22 protein-coding genes are annotated in these 22,945 nt (G+C 73.6%); 12 read left to right on the top strand and 10 right to left on the bottom strand.

Going from position 1 to position 22,945, the window contains the following annotated elements:
• Positions 1 to 1,093 (top strand): L-lactate permease (locus ACWEOZ_RS26105; RefSeq protein WP_451913296.1); only part of this gene is annotated, 1,093 nt, incomplete at its 5' end.
• On the opposite strand, the gene ACWEOZ_RS26110 is transcribed toward ACWEOZ_RS26105, so the two are convergent.
• The 3 genes from ACWEOZ_RS26110 to ACWEOZ_RS26120 all read right to left on the bottom strand — a co-directional run bounded on the left by ACWEOZ_RS26110 (position 1,068) and on the right by ACWEOZ_RS26120 (position 4,936).
• The gene (locus ACWEOZ_RS26110; RefSeq protein ID WP_451913297.1) at positions 1,068 to 1,736 is read right to left on the bottom strand and encodes an HAD family hydrolase; all 669 of its coding nucleotides are present in this window, start codon (positions 1,734 to 1,736) and stop codon (positions 1,068 to 1,070) included. The genes ACWEOZ_RS26105 and ACWEOZ_RS26110 overlap by 26 nt on opposite strands.
• Before the next feature lie 46 nt (positions 1,737 to 1,782).
• Positions 1,783 to 2,922, bottom strand: coding sequence for an MFS transporter (locus tag ACWEOZ_RS26115; RefSeq protein WP_451913298.1), 1,140 nt, complete (start codon positions 2,920 to 2,922; stop codon positions 1,783 to 1,785).
• 157 nt (positions 2,923 to 3,079) lie between these two features.
• Complete coding sequence (locus ACWEOZ_RS26120) at positions 3,080 to 4,936, bottom strand: sensor histidine kinase (RefSeq protein WP_451913299.1); 1,857 nt, start codon at positions 4,934 to 4,936, stop codon at positions 3,080 to 3,082.
• Between the two features lie 86 nt (positions 4,937 to 5,022).
• Between ACWEOZ_RS26120 and ACWEOZ_RS26125 the strand changes: the two genes are divergently transcribed.
• Complete coding sequence (locus ACWEOZ_RS26125; RefSeq protein ID WP_451913300.1) at positions 5,023 to 5,496, top strand: aminoacyl-tRNA deacylase; 474 nt, start codon at positions 5,023 to 5,025, stop codon at positions 5,494 to 5,496.
• Between the two features lie 20 nt (positions 5,497 to 5,516).
• Here the strand turns inward: ACWEOZ_RS26125 and ACWEOZ_RS26130 are convergent, their stop codons facing one another.
• Positions 5,517 to 5,882 (bottom strand): DUF4406 domain-containing protein, encoded by a 366-nt coding sequence (locus ACWEOZ_RS26130; RefSeq protein ID WP_451913301.1) that lies wholly within the window; start codon positions 5,880 to 5,882, stop codon positions 5,517 to 5,519.
• A 56-nt stretch (positions 5,883 to 5,938) separates the two neighbouring features.
• On the opposite strand from ACWEOZ_RS26130, the gene ACWEOZ_RS26135 reads away from it, so the two are divergent.
• From ACWEOZ_RS26135 to ACWEOZ_RS26150, 4 genes are all read left to right on the top strand, one after another.
• On the top strand, positions 5,939 to 6,694 hold the full coding sequence (locus ACWEOZ_RS26135; protein ID WP_451913302.1) for a DeoR/GlpR family DNA-binding transcription regulator: 756 nt from the start codon (positions 5,939 to 5,941) through the stop codon (positions 6,692 to 6,694).
• Positions 6,695 to 6,816: 122 nt separating this feature from the next.
• A complete protein-coding gene (locus tag ACWEOZ_RS26140) occupies positions 6,817 to 7,593 on the top strand; it encodes an SAM-dependent methyltransferase (RefSeq protein ID WP_451913409.1) in 777 nt (258 codons plus the stop codon).
• An 18-nt stretch (positions 7,594 to 7,611) separates the two neighbouring features.
• The gene (locus ACWEOZ_RS26145; protein ID WP_451913303.1) at positions 7,612 to 8,484 is read left to right on the top strand and encodes a helix-turn-helix domain-containing protein; all 873 of its coding nucleotides are present in this window, start codon (positions 7,612 to 7,614) and stop codon (positions 8,482 to 8,484) included.
• 18 nt (positions 8,485 to 8,502) lie between these two features.
• Positions 8,503 to 9,249: a TIGR03089 family protein gene (locus tag ACWEOZ_RS26150; protein WP_451913304.1), complete on the top strand. Its 747-nt coding sequence runs from the start codon at positions 8,503 to 8,505 to the stop codon at positions 9,247 to 9,249.
• A 3-nt stretch (positions 9,250 to 9,252) separates the two neighbouring features.
• Here ACWEOZ_RS26150 and ACWEOZ_RS26155 read toward each other — a convergent pair whose 3' ends face one another.
• Together ACWEOZ_RS26155 and ACWEOZ_RS26160 are read right to left on the bottom strand one after the other, a co-directional pair.
• On the bottom strand, positions 9,253 to 10,017 hold the full coding sequence (locus ACWEOZ_RS26155) for a class I SAM-dependent methyltransferase (RefSeq protein WP_451913305.1): 765 nt from the start codon (positions 10,015 to 10,017) through the stop codon (positions 9,253 to 9,255).
• Positions 10,018 to 10,040: 23 nt separating this feature from the next.
• Positions 10,041 to 12,290: a putative bifunctional diguanylate cyclase/phosphodiesterase gene (locus tag ACWEOZ_RS26160; RefSeq protein ID WP_451913306.1), complete on the bottom strand. Its 2,250-nt coding sequence runs from the start codon at positions 12,288 to 12,290 to the stop codon at positions 10,041 to 10,043.
• 214 nt (positions 12,291 to 12,504) lie between these two features.
• Here ACWEOZ_RS26160 and ACWEOZ_RS26165 point away from each other — a divergent pair, with 214 nt between their 5' ends.
• Positions 12,505 to 14,556 carry a peptidoglycan D,D-transpeptidase FtsI family protein gene (locus ACWEOZ_RS26165; protein ID WP_451913307.1) on the top strand — a complete coding sequence of 684 codons (2,052 nt, stop codon included), beginning with the start codon at positions 12,505 to 12,507 and terminating at the stop codon, positions 14,554 to 14,556.
• Positions 14,557 to 14,627: 71 nt separating this feature from the next.
• Complete coding sequence (locus tag ACWEOZ_RS26170) at positions 14,628 to 15,638, top strand: LacI family DNA-binding transcriptional regulator (protein WP_451913308.1); 1,011 nt, start codon at positions 14,628 to 14,630, stop codon at positions 15,636 to 15,638.
• 17 nt (positions 15,639 to 15,655) lie between these two features.
• Here ACWEOZ_RS26170 and ACWEOZ_RS26175 read toward each other — a convergent pair whose 3' ends face one another.
• Positions 15,656 to 17,068, bottom strand: coding sequence for a serine/threonine-protein kinase (locus ACWEOZ_RS26175; protein ID WP_451913309.1), 1,413 nt, complete (start codon positions 17,066 to 17,068; stop codon positions 15,656 to 15,658).
• A 123-nt stretch (positions 17,069 to 17,191) separates the two neighbouring features.
• On the opposite strand from ACWEOZ_RS26175, the gene ACWEOZ_RS26180 reads away from it, so the two are divergent.
• Positions 17,192 to 18,151 (top strand): AraC family transcriptional regulator, encoded by a 960-nt coding sequence (locus ACWEOZ_RS26180; protein ID WP_451913310.1) that lies wholly within the window; start codon positions 17,192 to 17,194, stop codon positions 18,149 to 18,151.
• A gap of 7 nt (positions 18,152 to 18,158) precedes the next feature.
• On the opposite strand, the gene ACWEOZ_RS26185 is transcribed toward ACWEOZ_RS26180, so the two are convergent.
• The 3 genes from ACWEOZ_RS26185 to ACWEOZ_RS26195 are packed head-to-tail and all read right to left on the bottom strand — an operon-like array spanning position 18,159 to position 21,560.
• Positions 18,159 to 19,523, bottom strand: coding sequence for a transaminase (locus tag ACWEOZ_RS26185; protein WP_451913311.1), 1,365 nt, complete (start codon positions 19,521 to 19,523; stop codon positions 18,159 to 18,161).
• 57 nt (positions 19,524 to 19,580) lie between these two features.
• Entirely contained in the window at positions 19,581 to 20,603 is a 1,023-nt protein-coding gene (locus ACWEOZ_RS26190; RefSeq protein WP_451913312.1) for a 5'-3' exonuclease, read from the bottom strand.
• 9 nt (positions 20,604 to 20,612) lie between these two features.
• Positions 20,613 to 21,560 carry a helix-turn-helix transcriptional regulator gene (locus tag ACWEOZ_RS26195; RefSeq protein WP_451913313.1) on the bottom strand — a complete coding sequence of 316 codons (948 nt, stop codon included), beginning with the start codon at positions 21,558 to 21,560 and terminating at the stop codon, positions 20,613 to 20,615.
• Positions 21,561 to 21,648: 88 nt separating this feature from the next.
• Between ACWEOZ_RS26195 and ACWEOZ_RS26200 the strand changes: the two genes are divergently transcribed.
• The 3 genes from ACWEOZ_RS26200 to ACWEOZ_RS26210 all read left to right on the top strand — a co-directional run bounded on the left by ACWEOZ_RS26200 (position 21,649) and on the right by ACWEOZ_RS26210 (position 22,921).
• The gene (locus ACWEOZ_RS26200) at positions 21,649 to 22,077 is read left to right on the top strand and encodes a VOC family protein (protein WP_451913314.1); all 429 of its coding nucleotides are present in this window, start codon (positions 21,649 to 21,651) and stop codon (positions 22,075 to 22,077) included.
• A gap of 138 nt (positions 22,078 to 22,215) precedes the next feature.
• Positions 22,216 to 22,386 (top strand): hypothetical protein, encoded by a 171-nt coding sequence (locus ACWEOZ_RS26205; RefSeq protein WP_451913315.1) that lies wholly within the window; start codon positions 22,216 to 22,218, stop codon positions 22,384 to 22,386.
• A gap of 91 nt (positions 22,387 to 22,477) precedes the next feature.
• Complete coding sequence (locus ACWEOZ_RS26210) at positions 22,478 to 22,921, top strand: nuclear transport factor 2 family protein (RefSeq protein WP_451913316.1); 444 nt, start codon at positions 22,478 to 22,480, stop codon at positions 22,919 to 22,921.
• Positions 22,922 to 22,945: the final 24 nt, after the last annotated feature.

Genomic DNA, 22,945 nt, shown 5'->3' on the forward strand with positions numbered 1-22,945 from the left:
GGCCGAGCCGGCCGCCCGCGCGGGTGCCGGGCTCGCCATGGTGGGCAACGAACCGGCCCCCGCGGCCGCGCACCCGGGCGCCGAACCGACCCGGGCGACCGGGTCGCCGGGCGCCGAACCGACCCGGGCGACCGGGTCGCCGGGCGTTGAAGCGGGCCGGGCGGCCGGGTCGCCGGGCGTTGAAGCGGGCCGGGCGGCCGGGTCGTCGGGCGTTGAAGCGGGCCGCGGCGCGGTGCCGCCGGGTGACGAGCCGGCGACGGTGGGAGCGGCGCCGAACAGCCGGGAGGGCGGGGCGGACAGGCAGCCGGCCCGCACGGACGCCGGCCTGGCCAGGCGCGACAGCGGGGCCGAGATCTTCCGCGCCTACGCCCCGTACCTGATCATCATCGTGATCTTCTCGATCGCGAACATCGGGGCGGTCAAGTCGGCCCTGGCCGGGCGGCCGTGGACGGTCACCTTCGGCTGGCCGGGACTGCACATCATCGGCACCAACGGCAAACCGCTGGCCTCGACCACCTTCACCCTGGGCTGGCTCGGCGCCGCGGGCACCCTGATGATCCTGGCCGGCATCCTGACCGCGGTGGTGCTGCGGATCCGGCCCGGCCGGGCGCTGCGGGCCTATGCCGACACTTATGTGGAGCTGCGGCACGCCATCGTCACCGTGATGGCGGTGCTGGCGCTGGCCTACGTGCTCAACCAGTCCGGTCAGACCAACACGCTGGGCGAGTTCCTGGCGCAGGCCGGTGGGCTGTTCATCTTCCTGTCCTCCATCCTGGGCTGGATCGGGGTGGCGGTGACCGGTTCCGACACCTCGGCGAACGCCCTCTTCGGCGCCCTGCAGGTGGAGACCGCGGCCCGCGCCGGGCTCGATCCGGTGCTGCTCGCCGCCGCGAACTCCTCCGGCGGTGTGCTGGGCAAGATGATCAGCCCGCAGAACCTGGCGATCGCCGCGTCCGCCGTCGGCCTGCCCGGCCGTGAGGGTGACATCTTCCGCAAGGTGGTCGGCTGGAGCCTGATGCTACTGCTGGTCATGTGTGTCCTGGTCACCCTGCAGGGCACGCCCGTGCTCAGCTGGATGGTGCCGGGCGGCTGAGCAGCAGCTCCACCGCGGCGGTCAGCGTCGCCACGACCGGCACGCCGGCGTCGGCGAAGTGGTCGCGGGCGTGCAGGGCGTCCTCGCCCGGGTGGTAGAGGACGCACCGCACGCCGCACTCGCGGGCCGCGCGGGCGTCGTCGAGGCTGTCCCCGACGATGACCGCGTGCTGCGCCGCGATGCCCTGCTCGTGCAGGTGCCGGCGCAGATGCGGGGCTTTGTGGGCCAGGTCCCGGCCGGTGCTGCCGTCGACGCGGGTGAAATGGTGGCCGATCCCCGCCGCGGCGATCAGCGGGACGAGCTGCTCGTGCGGATACATCGACAGCAACGACTGCCGGCCGCCGGCGGCCGTCCACCGGGAGAACGCGTCGATCGCGTCGGCGGTGAGGGTCACGGCCGCGCGGTGCCGGGCGTATGCGGCGCGGAAGCACTCGTCGAGCCGTCGTTGCTCGTCGTCGGTCAGCGGCCGGCCGGCGAGCCGCTCGTAGAAGGTGGTGATCGGCTGGGTGTGGTGGCGCTGGTAGGCCGCGCGGGTCACGGTGGGCAGCTCGCACGCGGCGAAGGCGTCGATGGTCGCGTCGATGAGCGCCCGGCTGTCGCCGAAGACCGTGCCGTTCCAGTCCCACACGATGTGGCCGGTCACGCGCCGACCGCCCGGGCCGGCGCCGAGTCTGCCCGGTACACGGCAGTCAGTACCGCCACGCAGGCCAGCGCGGCCAGGGGTGCGAGGCTGAAGCCGTACCGGATGCCGGCCGCGACCACGGGACCGGCCGCAGCCGAACCGATCGCGCTGCCGACCGCGAAGGCCGTCGCCACCCAGGCGAACGCCTCGGCAACCGTGCCCGCCGGGGCCAGCCGGTCGGCCGCGAGGAACACCGCCGTGAGCAGCGGCGGCAGGGCCAGGCCGCTGACGGCAGCACCGCCAGCACCGCCGGTCGCGGCGTGATCAGCAACGGCAGGAAGCCGGCCGTCAGCGCGGCGGCGAGCAGCGGCAGCCGGACCGGTCCGCCGGGCCGGGCCCGGGTGTAGACCAGGCCGCCGACCAGCGCCCCGGCCGCCTGGGCGGCGAGCAGCCAGCCGCTCAGCGACCGGGCCCCGGCGGCCTCGGCGTAGCCGGTCAGCGCCACCGGGATGCTGCCGAACGCCAGGCCCACGCAGAGCACCCCGACCAGCATCAGCGCCAGCCGGTGCGAGCGCAGCGGTCCGGCCCAGTGCCGTACGGCCGGCACCCCGCGCCACGAGCGCACGGCCGGCGTCAGCGCGAACACGGCGGTGCCCGCCAGTTGCAGCGCGGCCGCGGTGAGCAGGCCGGCGGTCGGGCCACCCAGGGCCACGGCCGCGACCGTGGTCAGCGGACCCACCACGAAGATCACCTCCTGGACGGCGATGTCCAGGGCGTACGCCGCGGGGACCACGTCCGGGGCCAGCAGGTCCGGCCACAGCGCACGCAGGCACGCCTCCAGCGGCGGGGTGCCCAGCCCGGCCAGCGCGGCCCCGGCGGCGGCGACCGGCACCCGGTGCCCGCCCGCCGCGACGAGGGCGAAACCGGCACCGGACACCAGCGCCGAGGCCCACAGCACCGGCGGCTGGCGCCGGCGGTCGACCGTGCGGGCCAGCAGGGGAGCGCTCACCGCCATCGCCGCCGTGTACGCCGCCACCAGCAACCCGGCGGCGGTCAGGCTCAGTGACTGGCGGGCGAACAGCAGCAGGGCGAGAGGGCCGGAGGCCAGCGGCAGGCGGCCGATCTGGCTGGCGAGCAGGACCCGGGAGACCTGCGGCGCACGCAGCACCGCGCGGACCCGGGGCGGAGAGGAACTGACAGCGGACATGACACATCGCTCCCTGTGCGATGAGGAATGGTGCTGGACGCGCCGGTGCCGGGGCTGCGTCAGGGAGCGAAGTCGGCCCGCTCGTGGTCGTTGCCGTACAGCGGCAGGGCGGGCGTGATCCAGTGGGCGTACGCCGCCGCGACTGCCTCCACCGGGATCACTGCCCGACCATAACCCAGCCGGCCGGGTCGGTGGGGGCCACGTCGGCGGGCCGGGGCACGACCGGCAGCGTGAACCAGAACCGGCTGCCGCCGCCCGGGTTGTCGTCGACGCCGGCCCGGCCGCCGTGGCGTTCGACGATCCGGGCCACGATGGCCAGGCCCAGTCCGGTACCCGGATAGCCCTCGCTGCCGGCCGCCCGGGCGAAGGCGGTGAAGACGGTGTCGCGCTGGTCCTCCGGGATGCCGATGCCGCGGTCGGCGACGTCGATCCGGACCGCGTCGCCCTCGGGCCGGCTGCTGATCCGCACGTACGGCTGATGGCCCTCCGCGGTGTACTTGACCGCGTTGCCGATCAGGTTGTCCAGCACCTGCCGCAGCAGCGTGGCATCCCCCGGTACGACGGGCAGCGGGTCCACGACGATCAGGGTGTCCGACTGCTGCGCCCCGCTGAGCCGTTCCTGGGCGATGTCGTCGGCGAGGGCCTTCAGGTCGACCGTCGTCGTGTTCAGCGTCCGGTTCTCGGCGGTGGCGTAGTCGAGCAGGTCGTCGATGAGGGTCTGCATGCGCTGGGCGCCGCCGTACAGCCGTTCCAGGAACTCGCGGTGCTGCGGGTCGAGCCGCGCCGCGGCCTCCTCGCGCAGGAAGTCCGCGTAGCCGGTGATCCGGGCCAGCGGGCTGCGCAGGTCGTGGGCCACGATGCCGGCGAAGCCGACCAGCTCCGTCTCGCGCTGCCGCAGCTGCTGTTCGACGGCTTCGCGCCGCCGGATGTCGTGCAGCAGCGCGGTGGTGGCCTGATCGACCCGGCGCAGCGCGCGGTTGCGGGAGGTGAGCACCGTACCGGTCAGCCCGGCGATCAGGGCGGTCAGCAGGGCGCCGATGATCCAGGCGGCGAGGTCCAGGTGCATGTCGGCACCGGGCAGCAGCCGTTGGGTGGGCTGGACGACGAGCCGCCAGGTGCGCTGCGGCACGGTGACCGGGACGTCGCTCGGGTCCGGGTGGTCGTGCAGCCGGGCCCGCGGCATCCAGCTGGCGACCGGGACCGGGGTGCCGGGGGCGGGGTCGAACAGGGTGACAGCCACGGCGTCGCCGGCCACCACGCTGATCGCCTGCCGCAGGAAGTCGCCGCCGCGCAGCCCCATGGTCAGCCAGCCGCGGAACTGCCCGGAGTCCGGGGCCGCCGGCGAGGTCGCGTAGACCGGGGCGGCCAGCACGAACGACAACTGCTGCAGCGTGGCCGGCAGGGACCGGTCCTTCATCAGCCGGTAGGTGCTGCTGGTCGCGACCCGGTGACTCTGCCGGGCCTGGCGCATCACCGCGACCGCCGCCGGTGACCCGGCCAGGTCGCGGCCCAGCAGCGACTCGCCGCGGTCGAGCGTGCGGTGCAGCACGATGAACAGGTGGTCGCCCACGGCGGCCGGCACCGGTTGCAGCACCAGCCCGGCGTCACCGCGGTCTCGCCAGAAACGCTGCACCTGCGGGATCCGCGACCTGCTCGCCGGCACCACGAAGGCCACCCCGCTGGCCCCGGGCAGCCGCTGCTGGTCGATCGCGGCGACGATGGCGGTGAACTCGGCCGACTCCAGCCGGGCCTGGGCGCCGACGGCGGCGGCCAGGTCGGTCAGGGAGGTGCTGTAGCGGCGGACCTCGGCGGTCACCGTCTGCGCGACTATCGCCGCTCGTTGCTCCAGGGCCCGGTGCGCCCGGTCGTCGTCGGCCCGCCGCAACGCCAGCGCGGCCAGCGTGGTGCCGAGCAGGCCGAGGGCGATGACCAGGGCGAGCACGCGTACCGAGCGACGCCCCGGCGACCGCGAGCCGGCGCCGGGGGAGGTGCTCGTGCCCGAACCCCCGCCCACGGCCCGACGCTACGCGCGTGGCCGGGACCCGGGTGGCGATTCCCGCGAGTGGCCGGGCTGTCCGGTGGCCTGGGTATGGTGATCTCATGTCAGGACCCGCCGTGCCGGCCGTCGAGGCGGCCGGGATCGCGCACCGCGTGCTGCGGCACGGGCCGGTCGGCAGCGTCGCCGAGGCCGCCGCCGCCCAGGGCATGGAGGTCCGCGACCTGGTCAAGACCCTGGTGGTACGCCGCGCCGACGACCAGTACGTCTTCGTGCTGGTGCCGGGCGACCGGGTGATCTCGTGGCCGAAGCTGCGCGCCCTGCTCGGCGTCAACCGGCTGTCGATGCCGGACGCCGCGACGGCCAAGCGGGTCACCGGTTACGAGCGCGGCACCATCACCCCGTTCGGGTCCTCCACAGCCTGGCCGGTGATCGCCGACGAACGGCTGCGCGGCCGCACGATCGGTCTCGGCGCCGGCGAGCGCGGGGTGGGTCTGCAGGTGGCCGCGGACGAGGCCGTCAAGGCGCTGGACGGCACCTTCGCCGACGTGACGGATCCCGAGCCGGCCCGGTCCTAGCGACCGAACCGGCGACCGGGTCAGACGGGCTGGGCGACGTGCCCGGGGATCTCCTCGATCCGGTGGTAGACCGGCAGGCCGCGCTCGCGGGCGATGGCCACGTCCTGGTCCGCCCCGGTGGACTCGCCGGGCAGCCGCAGGACCGCGTCGCAGTGCTGCAGCAGCCGCTGGGCCGTCGGGTAGAGCACGTCCTCGGCGGTGGCCGCGCCGCGCGCCCGGTCGAGCACCGGCAGGGCCACCCATTCGCCGATCATCGGCACGTGCCCGGCCTGGAAGATGGGCCACGCCGCCTCCTCGAGGCGGGCCAGGTTGGCCGCGATCAGGTCGGGGTCGCCGCCGGTGCCGGAGCGGTAGGGGCCGGCAATGAGGATCATCATGGGCTTCATGGCGCCAGATTAGCGCTAGACTCGGCAAAAACAAAGAAGAACGTGGAGAAACGTGCATGCTGGCTGCGCAACGTAAGGACTTCCTGCTCGCCCGGCTCGACCGCGACCGCCGGGTGGTGGCCAAAGATGTGGCCGCCGAGCTCGGAGTCTCCGAGGACAGCGTCCGGCGGGACCTGCGGGAGCTGGCCGCCGCCGGGCTCTGTCAGCGGGTCTACGGCGGTGCGCTGCCCGCCTCGCCGGCCGTGGCCGACTACGGCACCCGGCGCGAGGTCGAGGTGGACAGCAAGCAGCGGGTCGCCGTGGCCGCCGCGGCCCTGATCCGGCCGGGGAGCACCGTGATCCTCGACGGCGGCACGACCACACTGGCCGTGGCCCGGGCTCTGCCGGCCGGCCTGGAGGCCACCGTGGTCACCCACAGCCCGACCGTCGTCGCCGCGCTCGCCGAGCACCCCTCGGTCGAGGTCTACATCCTCGGTGGCCGGCTGTTCCGGCACTCGATGGTCGCGTGCGGCGCGGCGGCGGTCGAGGCCGCCCAGGTGGTGCACGCGGACCTCTTCCTGCTCGGGGTCACCGGCGTGCACCCGGACGCCGGGCTGACCACCGGCGACGCCGACGAAGCGGCGATGAAACGGGCCCTGGCCGGGCGGGCCGCCGACACCTACGTGCTGGCCAGCACCGAGAAGATCGGGGCCGCCTCCCGCTTCGCGGTGCTGCCGCTGAGTGCCGTCGCGGGGGTGATCACCGACGCGTCGTCACAGGACGAAACCGTACGGCGACTGAGTGCTGAAGGCGTACCGGTGCTTCCCGCTTAGGCCGCGGAGTATGACCGTTCGGCGCACGACTGCGCTCGATGGGCGGTTTATGCTTGCGCCGTTCCACCCGGCGTGGTTCCGCTCGAGCAAGGGATGTGCACGTGGCTGACGGCCAGCAGGAGATGCCCAAATTGGACACCAGCGTCCCGCAGACGGCCCGGATCTGGAACCACCTGCTGGGTGGCAAGGACAACTTCGCCGTCGACCGCGAGGTCGGCGACCAGATCATCGCGTCCCTGCCCCAGCTCGCCGAGAACGCCCGGCTCTCCCGGGCCTACCTGGCCCGAGCGGTGCGCTACCTGGCCGGCGAGGCGGGCGTGCGGCAGTTCCTGGACATCGGCACGGGCCTGCCCACCGCCGACAACACCCACGAGGTCGCGCAGCAGGTCGCCCCGGAAGCCAGGATCGTCTATGTGGACAACGACCCGCTGGTGCTCGCGCACGCCCGGGCCCTGCTGACCACCAGCCCCGAGGGCGCCACCGACTACATCGACGCCGACCTGCGTGACTCCGACACCATCCTGCGCGAGGCCGCCCGCACCCTCGACCTGGACCGGCCGGTGGCGCTGTTCCTGATGGGCATTCTCGGTCACATCGAGGACGACGCCGAAGCCAAGTCCATCATCGACAGGATCATGGGACGGCTCGCCCCGGGCAGCTATCTCGCGATGTACGACGGCAGCGACACCAGCGAGGCCAACAACGAGGCCGTACGGATCTGGAACATCTCGGCCAACCCGAAGTACCACCTGCGCAGCGCCGCCCGCATCGCCGGGCTGTTCGAGGGGCTGGAACTGGTCGAGCCCGGCGTCGTACCGGTGACCCGCTGGAAGCCGGAGCCGGGTGCCGAGAACGCGCCGGAGATCGACCAGTACTGTGCCGTGGGCCGCAAACCGTAAACGACGACGGGAACACCAGTGACGACCGCGCAGAACGACGGGCCCACGGTCCGCCGCTTGCAGCTCGGCGCCCGCCTGCGCACTCTGCGGCTGGCCAAGGGGGTCACCCGGGACAAGGCCGGCTACGAGATCCGGGCCTCCGAGTCGAAGATCAGCCGGATGGAGCTCGGCCGCGTCAGCTTCAAGGAGCGCGACGTCGTCGACCTGCTCAAGCTGTACGGCGTCGAGGACCCGGCTGAGCAGGACCGCCTGCTCACGCTGGCCCGGGAGGCCAACACCCCGGGCTGGTGGCACTCGTACGGCGACGTGCTCAGCACCTGGTTCCAGAACTACCTGGACCTCGAGCAGGCCGCCGAGCTGATCCGCACGTACGAGATCCAGTTCGTGCCGGGTCTGCTGCAGACCGACGCGTACGCCCGGGCGGTCATCATGCTCGGGCACGGCGGCGCGACGCCCGAGGAGATCGACCGCCGCGCCGACCTGCGGATGGCGCGCAAGCAGCTGCTGCATCGCCACGAGTCCCCGCGGCTCTGGGCGGTGCTCGACGAGGCGGTGCTGCGCCGCCCGATCGGCGGCAAGGAAGTGCTGCGCGAACAGATCGAGTCCCTGCTGGCGATGTGCGAGCAGCCCAGCGTCCGGCTCCAGGTGATCCCGTTCGAGTCCGGCGGGCACGCGGCGGCCGGCGGCGCGTTCACCATCCTGCGCTTCCCGTACCCCGACATGCCCGACGTGGTCTACCTCGAGCACCTGACCAGCGGTCTCTACCTGGACAAGCGCGAGGACGTCGACCACTACGCCGCCGCGATGGGCCGGCTGACCATCGAGGCGGAGCCCCCGGCGCGGACCCCGGCCCTGCTGCACAAGGCGCTGCGCGACCTGGACGCCGAGTAAGGAAGGACAGCTACCGCGATGCCCGAGCCGACCGCCGCGCTTTCCGTGCCGCTGCCGGAGACCGACCGTCCGCTGCTCACCTACTACGACGACGCGACCGGGGAACGCACCGAGCTCAGCGCCGCCGAGCTGGGCAGCTGGTCGGCCCGGACCGCGGCCCTGCTGCACGACGGCTGCGGCCTGCAAGCGGGCGGCAGCGCGGCGGTGCTGCTCCCGCCGCACTGGCAGACCGCCGTGGTGCTGCTCGGGGCGTGGTCGGCCGGGGTGGCCGTGTCGTTCCGCTCGTGGGCCACCGCGGGACTGCCCGCGCCGCCGCCCGAACGGCTCGACGCCGTCTTCGTCTCCCGCAAGCGGCTCGACAGCTGGCTGGAGGAGGTGCCGGCCGCCCGGCACCGCTTCGTCCTGGGCCTCGCGCCCGGGTTGCAGCCGCTGGCCGAGGTCCCGGAGGGCTACCGGGACTTCGCAGCCGAGGTGGTCCGGCACCCGGACGACACGCCGGCCTACGCGGCCCGGCGGCCCGGCGACGCGGCCAGTCCGGACGGCACGACGTACGCGCAGTGGAGCGACATCGCGCACAGCATCGCGGCCTCGCTGCAGCTGCGCCCCGGCGACCGGGTGCTGGTCGATGCGGCCGACCACGAGCAGCCCGTGCAGTGGCTGCTGGCGCCGCTGGCGGCCGGAGCGTCCATTGTGCTCTGCGCCAACCTGGACCGGGAAGCCCTGGACGCGCGGATCGCCGCCGAGGGCGTCACCCGGGTCCTCTGAGCATCACGCGGAGTCCAGCGCGGCGACCACGAACAAACGGTCCGCGGTACGGCGGCCGATACCGTCCACGATGTCCACATCCCGCATTCCGTGACGTCCCAGCACAGCGCTCAGCTCGCTCCTCGACCACGGCCGCATGGCGAAGTCGTAGCTGGACTCCTCCTCGGTCCGCCCGTCCACGACGAGTTCGTACCGTTCCTCGACGTGCAGCAGCCCGTGCTCCCATCGGCTGCGGGTGGAGACTCTCAGCTCGCGGTGGCCGCCCAGCTCCGCGACGACCGACCGGCTCGCGCCGTCGGCCCGGAGCCGGGACGCCTCCTGCTCGCGGACGTCGAGGAAGAGCAGGCCGCCCGGGCGCAGGCTTGCGGTCAGCGACGCGATCGCCGCTTCCCGGTCCGCGTCGGTGACCATGTCGTTGAGCACGCCCCGGCACGTCACGGCGTCGTACTCGGACACCAGGCCCAGCGCGCACAGGTCGGCCAGCAGGCTACGGGAGCCAGGGCAGCGTTCGGCGGCCAGCGCGAGCAGTTCGGCGGCGGCGTCCGCGATGTCGACCTCGTGACCGTTGGCGATCAGGGCCGCGGCGTGCCTGCCCGTGCCGCATCCGGCGTCCAGCACCCGGGCCGGCGAGCGGTCGGCCCGGACCAGGCGGTCGTGGACCGCGTCGACCCAGGGGGCGACCGGATCCGTGATCAGCAGGTCGTAGGCCTCGGCGTGCCGGCTGTAGAAGGGACGTTCGGCGCTGACCCGCGCGGACGATGACGTCACCCCGTCAGCCTAGGTGAGATCCCTCAGCCCGGTGGGCCCGTCTGCTCCGCGGTGCTCCACCAGTCCTCCGTGCCGGTGGTGTTGTCCGAGTGCCGCAGCAGGGCCTCGATCTGCGCCGAGCCGGCCGGCCGCGCGAACAGGTAGCCCTGGCCGTACGTGCAACCCAGCGCGCTGAGCAGCGAGTGCTGGTCGACGTTCTCGATGCCCTCGGCCACCGTCTGCAACCGCAGCGCCCGGCCCAGCTGCACCACGGCCTCGGCCAGGGTGGCGTCGTCCGGATCGGTGGCGATGCCGTCGATGAACGCCTTGTCGATCTTCAGGATGTCGATCGGGAACCGCCGCAGGTACGACAGCGACGAGTAACCGGTGCCGAAGTCGTCGATGGCGATGTGCACGCCCAGGTCCCGCAGCTCGCGCAGGGTGCTGATGGTGGCGTCGGTGTCCCGCATCAGCAGCGACTCGGTGATCTCCAGCACCACGCGGCCCGGATCGATCCCGGAGTCGCGCAGCACGCCCGCCACGTCCGCGACCAGATCCATGTGCTGGAACTGGCGCGCGGACAGGTTCACGCTGATCCGCAGCTGCTCGGCACCCGGGACGTCCCGGTGCCAGGCGGCCACCTGCCGGCACGACTCGGCCAGCACCCAGTGCCCCAGCGGCACGATCAGCCCGGTCTGCTCGGCCAGGCCGATGAAGGTGTCCGGGCCGAGCAGCCCGCGCTCCGGGTGCTGCCAGCGCACCAGCGCCTCGACACCGATCAGCCGGCCCGACGGCAGGTCGACGATGGGCTGGTAGTGCACCAGGAACTCGTCGTCGGTGAGAGCCTGCTCCAGCCGCAGGCGGGCCTCGGCCTCCTGCAGGGCGTCGGCGTACATCGACTCGTCGAAGACGACGTAGCGGTCGCGGCCGGCGGTCTTGGCGGCGTACATGGCCAGGTCCGCGTCGCGCAGCAGCTCGTGCGTGTCAGCCTCGGTCATGGTGTGGGTGATCTTGGCCGAGGCGATGCCGATGCTGGCCGTGGTGATCAGGTCGCGGTGGCCGACCCGGACGGGCAGCCGGACGATCTCCAGCAGGCGTTCGGCCAGCGCGGCCAGCTCCAGATCGTCGAGCCCCTCGACCAGCACCGCGAACTCGTCCCCGCCGAGGCGCGCCAGCGTGTCGGCGGGCCGGATGCAGCCGCTCATCCGGGCGGCGACGGCCTGGATCAGCTCGTCGCCGGCCGAGTGCCCGAGGGTGTCGTTGACCTTCTTGAAATCGTCCAGGTCGACCAGCAGCAGCTCCACCCGGCCGCCGCTGCGCAGGTTCCGGGCCACCGCCTGGTTCATCCGGTCACCGAGCAGGGCCCGGTTGGGCAGCCCGGTGAGCGAGTCCTGGAACGCCTGCCGGGTGAGCTCACCCTCCAGCGCCTTCTGCTCGCTCACGTCTCTTATGGTCAGCACGACCGCGTTGATGTGCGGGTCCGAGAGCCGGTTGGTCCCGGTCACCTGCACGTTGATCCACCGGCCGTCGGCGTGCTGGCACCGCGAGTCGATCCGCTCGGTGTGACCCGGGGCGGCCGCGCGCAGGTCGAGCATCCACGCGGAGATCCGGGCCAGATCGTCCGGATGGGTCATCGCGACCATGGTCTCGTTGGTGAACTGCGCCGCGTCGCGGCCCAGCACCCGGCCCGACGACGAGCTGGCGAAGACCACGCCGTTGTCCGAGATGGCGAGCACGGCGTCGGAGCCGTTCTCCAGCATGGCCTCGGTGCGCCGCTCGGCGACCGCGCGCTGGGTGTCCTGCTGCCGGCGGCTGTGCGCGGTCAGGGCACACAGCCCGGCCACCACGATCAGCACCATCGACAGCGACATCACCAGCACCGGGTTCGGCTGCGGCGTGGTCATGGCCAGCGTGAGATAGCCGGCCTGGGCGAACAGGCCCAGCCCGAGCAGGGTCTGCGGCTGGAACACGGCCGAGGCGGCCACCACGATCACGATGGCGCCGGCCGGGTAGATCGCCAGGCCGTCGTCGTCGAACTGGTTGAAGGCGTACAGGGCGACCAGGGCTGCCGCGTACCAGGCCGTGAGCCAGCCCCGTACGCCCGCGTGGCTCAGGATCCGCGTCCACGGGAGCGCGCTGGCGGCGAGCACGACGGCCACGGCGAGCCCGAGCGGGACCAGCCACCACCGGTACTGCGGCGCCCAGGCCACTTCGACGCGTACCGCGCCCATGAGAGTCAGCGCGGCGATGATCCACAAGTCGAGCCGGATCTGCCGTGCACGATATTGCGCCAACGTGGCGTCTGATCCGGCCCAAAGCTGCACGCCCCACTTGTCGGACGCCACAGGCCGGTCCGGAGACAAACCGCTGTTTTTGTTTCCCGCCGGACCCGTGCCGAGCGTCCCGACACGCTGACAGCGCTGCGGTCCTCCACGGCGGGGCCCGCCCGGTGGAGCGGGCCTGACAAGATCGCGTCAATCGATGCCGCTGATGCCAGGGACGCCCACCATGCCCCGCGACCGCCCGTACGTCCCGCGTGACCAGGCCACGCCCCGGGGCGCAGCCGGTGACCCCCTGCGCGACGCCCTCGACCTGCTGGGCATCCGGCGCGCGCCCCGCCACCCGGCCCCGCCGGCCTCTTCCGCCCCGACAGCCCCTCCCGTCCGGACGGCTCCCTCGCCGGACGGCCAGCCTGTCAACGTGTCCCCCGCGGAAAGGCAGCCGCCCCGGCAGCGGGACCATCGGCCGGATTCCCGAGCCGGCCGGCGTCCGCGAACTCCCCCTCCGTCCCGGCCACCCCGGCCTCAGCTACGGCTGGCCGGCAGCCGGCGCCGGATCCGGCTGGCCACCGTGTTCGCCCTGGCGCTGTTCACCGCCATCGGTGTGCGGCTGGTCGTGCTCCAGGTCGGCCAGTCGCCCGAGGCGCTGGGGCTGCTCCTGGCTCAGCAGCGCAGCCGGCTCGTCGAGATCGAATTGCCCGCCGCTCGCGGCAGCATCGTGGACCGGACCGGTGCCGTGCTGGCCCGCAGCGTCGAGTCCCGCTACGTGTACGCCGACCCCGAGCTGATCGACAATCCCCGGGCGGCCGCCGACCGGCTGTCCCCGCTGCTCGGCGTCGCCCCCTCCCGCCTCGCGCGGCTGATGGCCAAGGAGAAGCGGCCGGACGGCACCAGCTCTCGTTTCGCGTACCTGGCTCGCGGCGTCGGGATCCCGGCCGCGCACGCCGTCGCCGGGCTGGGGCTGGCCGGCATCGGCATCGGGCGCGACGAGCGCCGCGATGTGCCGGGCGCCGACCTGGCGGCCAACCTCATCGGTTTCACCGGCGAGGACCGCACCGGGCTCGAAGGCCTCGAGGCCCGCTACGACGAGGCGCTGCGGGGCCAGGACGGCCGGCTGATCTACGAGCGCGGCAATCCGGGGGTCGACGACGGGAAGCTGGCCAAGGAGATCCCCAGCGGCTACCACCGGCTGACCCCGGCCCGCCCGGGTGCCACGCTGCACCTGACCATCGACCGGGACCTGCAGTTCCAGACCCAGCGCGCGCTGTGCCCGGCCCTGGCCGAGGCGGGCGCGACCTTCGGCGCCGCGGTGGTCCTGGACGTGCGTACCGGCGAGGTGCTGGCCCAGGCCAGCTGCCCGGGATTCGACGCGGCGAAGCCGCTGCTGTCCGAGCCGGCCGAGCGGGCCGACGTCGCGAGCAGCGTCGCGGCCGAGCCGGGCTCCACCCACAAGGCCTTCGTCGTGGCCGCCGCGCTGCAGGAGGGCCTGATCACCGCGAAGACGACCGTGCCGGCGGGTGGGCCGCTGGTCCGCGGCGGTACGCCGTTCGTCGACGATCACCCGCAGCCGGCCGGCACCCGGCTCACCATCCCGCAGGTGCTGGCGTTCTCGTCGAACGTCGGCACCATCGCGGTCGCCGACCGGCTCGGCCCGCAACGGATCTTCGAGTACCAGCAGCGGTTCGGGCTGGGCAGCGCCACCGGCGAGGGGATGCCGGGCGAGAGCGCCGGCCGGTTGCTGGCGCCTCGCCAGTGGAGCCCGTCGGCCCCGGGTTCGGTGCCGATCGGTACGAGCGTGGACGCGACGCTGCTCCAGATGGCCGCCGGGTACGCGGCCATCGCCAACGACGGCACGTACATCGCGCCGCGGCTGGTGCACTCGACCGTCGACGCCGGCGGCACGGTGACGCTCGCCTCCCCGCCGGAGACCCGGCGGGTGCTCAGCCCCGGCGTCGCGGCCGAGGTGCGGCGCATGCTGGAGGCCGTCGTCGTACTGCCCGGCGCCACCGGGCGTCGGGCGGCCGTCCCCGGCTACCGGGTCGCGGGCAAGACCGGCACCGTGGACCGCCTCGTCGACGGGCAGTACACCAGCGCGAACGCGGTCTCGTTCATCGGCATGGCCCCGGCCGAGGCACCCCGCTACGTCGTCGCCGTGTCCGCCGCGGTGCCCGAGGGCGCCGGGGGTGACGTGGCGGCACCGATCTTCAGCGACGTCATGGGTCTGACCCTGAACCGCTACCGGGTGCCGCCGTCCACCACCCGCCCTCCGGCGTTCGAGTGAACCCGCAGGGTAGGTTGTGGCTGGCGGGACAGAACGGGCCCGGCGGGACGGTGAAGGGCAGGGGAGGACCGATGACGACGGAGCGGTCCCGATCCACCGGACGCCCGACCCTCGACCAGGTCGCGGAACGGGCCGGCGTCGGGCGCGGCACGGTGTCCCGGGTGGTCAACGGCTCGGCCCAGGTCAGCCCGGGGGCCAAGGCCGCGGTCGAGGACGCGATCGCCGAGCTGGGGTACGTGCCCAACCGCGCCGCCCGCACGCTGGTGACCCAGCGGACCGACTCCATCGCCCTGGTCATCTTCGAGTCCGGGGAACGCTTCTTCGCCGAGCCGTTCTTCGGCCGCATCGTGCAGGCCATCGCGTCGGTGCTGGTGGAGCGCAACCTCCAGATGGTCCTGATGATCTCCCAGTCCCCGCAGGAGCGGGAACGGCTGGAGGGCTACCTGACCCGCCAGCACGTCGACGGCGCCCTGCTGCTGTCGCTGCACGGCACCGACAACCTGATGGACAAGCTGGAGCAGCGCGGCGTGGCCACGGTCCGGGCCGGCCGGCCGGCCGCGGGGGAGTCGGGCTGTTACGTGGACGCCGACAACCGCGGCGGGGCCCGCGAAGCGGTGGAGTATCTGCGCCGTTCGGGCCGCCGGCGGATCGCCACGATCACCGGCACCATGGACATGGCCCCCGGCCAGGCCCGCCTCGACGGCTACCGCGACGTGGTCGGCGAGGGGATCGTCGCCCACGGCGACTTCAGCGAGGAGGGCGGCGCCGCCGCGATGCGGCAGCTGCTGGCCCGGCACCCGGACATCGACGCCGTCTTCGCCGCCTCGGACATGATGGCCGCGGGCGCCCTGCGCACGATGCGCGAGCAGGGGCTGTCGGCCCCGGGCGACATCGCGGTGATCGGCTTCGACGACTCGGTGATCGCCCGGCACACGGACCCGCCGCTGACCAGCGTGCACCAGCCGATCGAGGAGATGGGCCGGCAGATGGTCCGGCTGCTGCTGGCCAAGATCGATGGCGAGGACCCCGGACCGGGCGGCCCGGTCCTCAACACCCGCCTGGTCCTGCGCGGCTCGGCCTGACCCTCGGGGCCGGCCGTTCAGCTGGAGCGCAGCGCCTCGTCGAGATCGGCCAGCCGGGCTCGCAGGACCTTCGCGGCGGCGGCGTCCACGCTGCCCTCGGCGATCCGGTCGTTGAGCTTGCGCCGCAGCTCGCCCACCTGGTCGCCGGCCCGGCGGCCGTCCCCGCGGTCCAGCGGCCGGAGCAGGTTGAGCAGGTCGACCGCGATGTCCGGCCGGATCTGCCCGTCGGCCCGCGCGTCCTCCACCGCGGTGCGGAACCGGGCCTGCGCGACGCCGGCGTCCAGGGGCGCGGCCGCGGTGGTGACCGTCGCTCGCGGCGTTGTCTTCGTGGACGGCGGTGCCGAGGGGCGCGGGGCCGCCGACGGCGGAGCCGCGGGTCGTGGGCTCACCGGGGGCGGGCTCGCCGCAGGTGAGCGTCCGGCCTCCACGGTCGACCGTGACGTGCCGAGTGCGGCGAAGAGGGCCAGCGCCGAGACGACGAGCGCGACCAGGGACGACCAGAGCACCAGCCTGCGGCGCCCGGAACCCGGACGTCCACCACCACCCGGCTCGGCGCGGTGCCCGGTCACGGTGGCCGCGGGTACGAGCTGCTCCGGCTCCTCGGGCTCCGCCAGCTCCGCGAGTCCTTTCCCGACCTCAGCCGCGCTCGGCCGGCGATCAGGCTCGTCGACCAGGCAGCGGGTCACCAGCTCGCGGAACGGCGGCGGCAGGTCGGACGGCAGCGCCGCCGCTCCCTGCGCGCGGGCGCGCGCCAGCTCTTCCCAGGTGTCCACCGGGTACGGCGGTTGCCCCGTCACCATCTCGAACAGCAGCACGCCCAGCCCGTACACGTCGGTCGCCGGTTCCGCGGGCTTGCCGTCGAGCCGTTCCGGGGCAACGTACGCCGGCGTGCCGAACGTCGCCCCGGTCTCGTCGTCGTCCGGTTCGCCGGCGACCGCGCTGATGCCGAAGTCGAGGATCTTGACGCCGGTCGGGGTCAGCATCACGTTGCCCGGCTTGACGTCGCGGTGCACCACGCCGCTCGCGTGGGCCGCCGTCAGGGCGTCGGCCACGGCGGCCCCGATCCACGCCGCGTCCCGCCAGGGCAAGGGCGCGCGGGCCAGCCGGGCTGCCAGGGTCTCGCCGGCCAGCAGCTCCATCACCACGAACGGCGCCACCGAGCCTTCGGGGCGGACCGCCTCGTCGTAGTCGTGCACCGCGGCGATGTTGGGGTGGGACAGCCGGGCGCCCATCCGGGCTTCTTTCCAGGCGAGCTGGAGCACGTCGCTGCGGGCCCGGTCGAGGCCGGTGGGCAGCTTCAGCGCGACCGGGCGGGCCAGCAGCTCGTCCTGGGCGTGCCAGATCTCGGCCATCCCGCCGGTCTCCAGCCGCGACACCAGGCGGTAGCGGAACGCCAGGAGGGTGCCCGCCGCCGGCCAGTCGTCGCTCATCTCGGAACACTCGCCCAGCGCACGCGACGTGTCAACTCGTAACCAGCGCCGGATGCCGTCCTCCTCCGGGTGGCGCTCAGCCGCGCAGTAGCGGTTCGCTCACGGATCGGTGATGCTGTTGGCGTGCAAGCCATCAGCGTGACCACCTCCGACGTGGACGAGGCCCGGACGGTGCTCGGGGACCACTTCTACTCCAACACCGTCGACGTGCTCTGCCCGGGCGACTGGAAGGCCGGCTTCGACATCGCGCACAGTGGCCTGGTGACCTTCGGTGACCTGCACTTCGGCGTCGACGTGCGGATGTCGTTCGGCGAGCTGGGTTCGTACCACGTGGACGTACCCCTCAGCGGTGAGCTGGCCTGGCGCCAGGGCGGCGATGAGCCGCTCGTCGCCACCACCGCCAGCGCCGCGGTGTTCCAGCCGGTCGGCGACACCGTCCTCGAGCGGTGGAGCGGCGACTGCCGGCTGCTGGCCGTGAAGATCGACCCCGGGGCTCTGGAGGAGGAGCTGAGCCGGATGATCGACGGGCCGGTCCGCGGCCCGGTACGGCTGGTCCGGGAGCTCGACATCTCCGGCGGGCTCGGCGCCGCCTGGGCCCGGCTGGCCCGGATGCTGGCGGTCGACGCGGCCGAGCAGCACGGGCTCATCCGGCATCCGCTGCTGGGCCGGCAACTGCGGGAGAGCCTGATCGGCGGGCTGTTGCTGGCCGCGTCGCACAACTACCGCGACGCCCTGGAGAACCGGCGTCCGGGTATGGCCGCGCCCCGCGCGGTGCGCCGGGCCGCGGAGGCCATGCGGGCCGAGCCGGGCCGGTCCTTCACCGTCGCCGACCTGGCCCGGATCGCCTCGGTCAGCCCTCGCTCGCTGCAGGACGGTTTCCAGCGCTACCTGAACACGTCACCGATGGCCTACCTGCGGGAGATCCGGCTCTCCCTGGTGCACGAGGAGTTGCGGCGCAGTGGTCCCCGCGACGCCACGGTCACCGAGATCGCGTACCGGTGCGGCTTCGTGCACCTGGGCCGCTTCGCCGCCCTCTACCGCCGCCGCTACGGCGTCTCCCCGTCGGAGACGCTGCGCGGCTGAGCTTCGCTCAGGCGAGCAGCTCGCCCAGGGCGGCGGCGAAGACCTCATGGTGGCGGGCCACGTCGCCGGTCCCGGTCTGCGGGCACATCAAGGCCATGTTGTGGAACGGGGTCAGCAGCACCCCCCGGTTCATCAGGTACGTGTGCAGGAAGTCCTCCAGCTCAGGGTCGGCACCGGCGGCCGACTCCGTGCCGGTGCGCGGGGCCGGGGCGGTGAAGCGGTACTCCACCCGGGCCCCCACCTGGGCCACCGACCACGGCAGAGCGTACTCAGCGATGATCTTCCGGACGCCGTCGGCGAAGCCGGTCGCCACCTCGATCATCGAGGCGAAGGCGGCCTCGGTGAGCACCTCTTCCAGCGTCGCCCGGGTCGCCGCCATCGACACCGGGTTGCCGGCCAGGGTGCCACCGACCCCGCCCATGTCGATCAGGTCGAGGTCGGTGCGCCCGGTCAGCCGCGCGGCGAGCTCGGCGCTCAGCCCGTACGCGCCGACCGGGACGCCGCCGCCGATGGCCTTGCCGATGGTGACCACGTCGGGATCGAGGGCCCAGGCGGCGGTCGCGCCGCCGGGCCCGGCCGAGAAGGTGTGGGTCTCGTCGTTGACCAGGTACGTGCCGTGCTCGCGGGTCAGCGCCCGCACCCCGGCCAGGTAGCCGGGCTCGGGCAGCACGATGCCGATGTTGGTCAGCGCGGGTTCCATCAGCACCGCCGCAACGTCGCCGTGGGCCAGCTCCCGGGCCAGCCCGTCCAGGTCGTTGAACTCGGCGACCCGGCTGGTCAGGGTCACGTCACCGGGGGCGCCGACGTTGCCCTCGCGGCTGCGGGGCCGCCCGTCCGGCCCGACCACGATCAGGGACTCGTCGACCGAGCCATGGTAGCAGTAGCTGTTGACGAGGATGCGCGAGCGCCCGGTGACGGCCCGCAGCAGCCGGATGGCCCAGCGGTTCGCGTCGGTCGCGGTGAGCGCGAAACTCCAGGCCGGTACGCCGAAGCGCCGGCTCAGCTCCGCGCCGACCAGGGCGGCGTCCTCGGTGGGCACCATGGTGCTGGCGCCGCCCAGGTCGGCCAGGCGACGGGTGACCGCGGCGACGACCGGGGCGGGGGAGTGCCCGGCCATCGCGGCGGTGTCACCGAGGCAGAAGTCCACGTACTCGTGGCCGTCGATGTCGGTGAGGCGGGCCCCGCGGGCCCGGTCGAGGTAGACCGGGTAGCCGGCCGCGCTCTTGTTCATCCAGGTCATCGGCACCCGGCCGAAGAGGTGGCCGGCGCGGGCGTAGGCCGCCGCTGACCGGGGGTGCCGGTCGGCGAAGGCGGTCCGCTCACGCTCGGTCAGCGCCTGGAGGCGGGCACGGTCGATGGAATCCGTCGGCATGGCGCGACGCTACCAACGATCCGCGCGGGCAACGACCCTCCGGACGACCGATTCCGCTCAGAACAGCGCGAGCTGGCCCGGCGTCGGGTCGCGGCGGCTGGTCAGCCCGCCCCGGAGCCGCCACGGCTGGAGCTCCGGCATCGGCTCGGTGACCACCGCGGGCGGGCTCCCGCCGGTCAGCGCCCACAGCGAGGGCCCGAAGTTGATGCCGCGTCCGGACAGGACGGACCGCATGGCGCTCAGGCGCAGCGGCAGCCGGGCCGCACCCAGCTCCGGCATCGGCAGGTCGGCCCGCATCCGCATGAGCCGGCGGTTGCGCTCGACGATCTCCCGGGTCTCCGGCCGGCCCAGCTCGTCGGTGCACTGGGCACCCACGACGTCGCGCACCGACTGCGCGTCGCCCGCGTCGATGGCCGCCCAGGCGGCGTCCACGGTGTCGAAGGCGGCCAGCAGCCGGGCCGCGGTCGCCGAGCCGAAGCGGCGGACCCCGTGCAGGTTGTCCGAGGGGTCGCCGCGCAAGGCGGCGTAGTCGCGATACTGCTCCGGGCGTACGCCGCAGAGCGCCAGCAGGCCCTCGGGGTCGACCAGGACGGCCTCATCGAAGCCGCCGTTGCGGACCCGCAGCACCGACGTCGTGTCGTCGATCAGCGCGAACGCGTCCCGGTCGCTGGTCATCAGCACCGAACGCCAGCCGTGGCGCCGGGCGTGCGCCGCCGAGCTGGCCAGGACGTCGTCCGCCTCGTACGCCGGCGGCACCACCGTGCACACGCCGGCCGCGGCCAGCAGCTCAGGGGCGCCGGCGATCTGCTCGCTCAGGTCGGCCGGTTTGTCCGGCCTGTGGGCTTTGTAGGCCGGATACTCGGTGCGCCGCGCGGAATCCCGCGGGCAGTCGAAGCCCACCACCACGGCGTCGGGGCGCAGGTGCGCCGCGGCCCGGGCCAGATATCCGACGAGTCCGCGCAACGCCCAGACCGGCCGGCCGGCCTGGTCCACCAGCCCTTCCATCGCCGCGGCGTGGTAGGCGCGGTGCAACAGACTGTTGCCGTCGAGAACGAGCAGCAGGGGGGCCGGGGGCGACACCCGGACAGCCTATGCCGGACCGTACCGGGCGACGAGTTCCGCACCCAGCCGGGCGAGCTCGGCCCGGACCGGCTCCGGTTCGAGCACCTCGACGGCCGCGCCCCAGCCGGCGAGTTTCTCCGCGATGGACAGCGCCATCGGGGCCGCGACCCGGACCCGGACCCGCCCGTCGGCCAGGGTCTCCAGCGGCTCGCAGTGCCGGCCGAAGTGGTCCTGCAGCACCGGCAGCACCCGCTCGGCGATCAGGACCGTCGCGGACAGCAGGGATCGGCGCTGCTCAACGGCGCCGACCACCCGTTCCCATGCGCGGGCGAGGTCGAAGCCGGCCGGCCGCTCGGCCACCTGGTCGGTCACCTCGGCCCCGGTGATCCGGTCGACCCGGAAGGTCCGCTGTCCCTTAGCGGTGCCGGCCACCAGGTACCAGACCTCGTCCTTGTCGACGAGGCCGAGCGGGTCGACCAGCCGCTGCGACTCGGCGCCGCCGCGGCTCGCGTACCGGAAAGCGACCTTGCGCCGGCCCACCACGGCGTCCTGGAGCAGGTCGACGAGCTCGGGCCGGTCCCGGTCGCGCTCGCCCCAGCGGGCCGCGTCGACCACCACCACGTCGGCGGCGGCCTCGGCGTCGGCCCGGAACGTGTCCGGCAGCGCCCGGACCAGCTTGCGCAACGCCGAGCGGAGCGGCGGCGTCCCGGCAGCCGCCGGCCCGGCCAGCAGGAACAGGGCCCGGGCCTCGGCCGAGGTGAGCCCGCTCAGATCGGTGCGCGCGCCACCCACCAGGGACCAGCCGCCGCCCCGCCCGGGCTGCGGATACACCGGGACCCCGGACGTGGACAGGGCCTCCAGGTCCCGGCGGGCGGTGGCCACCGACACCTCCAGCTCGGCGGCCAGCTCGGCGGCGGTCACCCGGCCACGCGCCTGGAGCACCAACAGGGTGGCCACCAACCGGTCCGCTCGCATGTCGCGATCCTGTCAGGAAAAGTGCTCACTGGGTGAACACTTATACCCCGCATGATGAGGGCGTCCATCTAGCGCAGGGGAGAACACGATGTTCCGAGGATTCGCCACCATCAGCTTCTACGCCGACGACGTCAGCGCCGCGGCGGACTGGTACGCCGAGCTGTTCGGCGCGAAGCCGTACTACGCCTTCCCGCCCGCGCCGGCGGCTCCGGCGTACATCGAGTTCCGGATCGGCGACGACGAGGACGAGCTCGGCCTGATCGACCGCCGGTACGCCCCGGCCGGGGCAGCCACCACCCCCGGTGGCGCGGTGATGCACTGGCACGTCGACGACCTCGAGGGCACCGTGGCACGGCTGCTCGAGCTGGGCGCGACGGAGTACCAGCCGATCACCCACCACGGGTCCGGGGAGGGCTTCGCCACGGCCTCGGTGGTGGACCCGTTCGGGAACGTGCTCGGCGTCATGCACAACCCCCACTACCAGGAGATGCTCGCCGCGCGGGCGGGTGCGGCCTGACTCACGGCGGGAAGCCCTCAGCTCCGGCGGCAACCGTCCGATCGTCGGGGCCTGTTCGCCGGAGCAATCGTCGGGGCCTGTTCGCCGGAGTAGAGGAGCCGCCATGCACCGCACCTGTGTCAGCGCCGGAGGCGCCTGATGACCGCCGCCGCCGACGTGCTGGCCGCGGTGGCCGGCCTCGGCGTGCCGTGGTGGGGCTGGACCGCGCTGCTCGTCATGATCTTCTGGGGCCTGCTCGCGCCCGGCGATCAGCAGGACGAGGAAGGCCCGACACCGGAGGAGCAACTCGCCCTCGCCCGGCGGCGATGACCGGGCTCAGCCGGCGGTGGACGCTGTTGTCGGCCGGGCACGACGGCATTATCGTCGGCCGTCGCTTCCCACCGTCGTGTCTGGAGTTGTGATGAGCCTGAGCGCCGATGACCGCCTGGAGATCCACGAGACGATCGCCCTCCACGGTCACCTGAGCGACGCCGGAGCCTATGAACGGTTCGACGAGGTGTTCACGCCCGATCTGGTGGTCGACGCGAGCGATCTCGGCCGGGCTCCGCTGCCGGCATCCGACCCGTCCCGGCCGCGGCTCGACATGTACATCGCGGCCTCGCACCGGCTGGGGGCCGCCGGACCGCTCGCCCACCACGTGACCAACATCGTCGTCCGGGAGGACGGCGACGGTGCCCGGGCCTGGTCGAAGGGCTTCGCCCTGAATCAGGACGGTGCGGTGGCCAGCTTCACCTACGAGGACCAGCTGGTGCGCACGAGCCTGGGCTGGCGCATCCGGCAACGCAAGGTCTCCGCCCGTCGTCAGGCCGGGATCGGCGTCGAACCGCTCGTCCTGCCCGACTGAACCCGATCAGGGTGCACACGATCG

Source organism: Actinoplanes sp. NPDC004185, assembly GCF_053603475.1.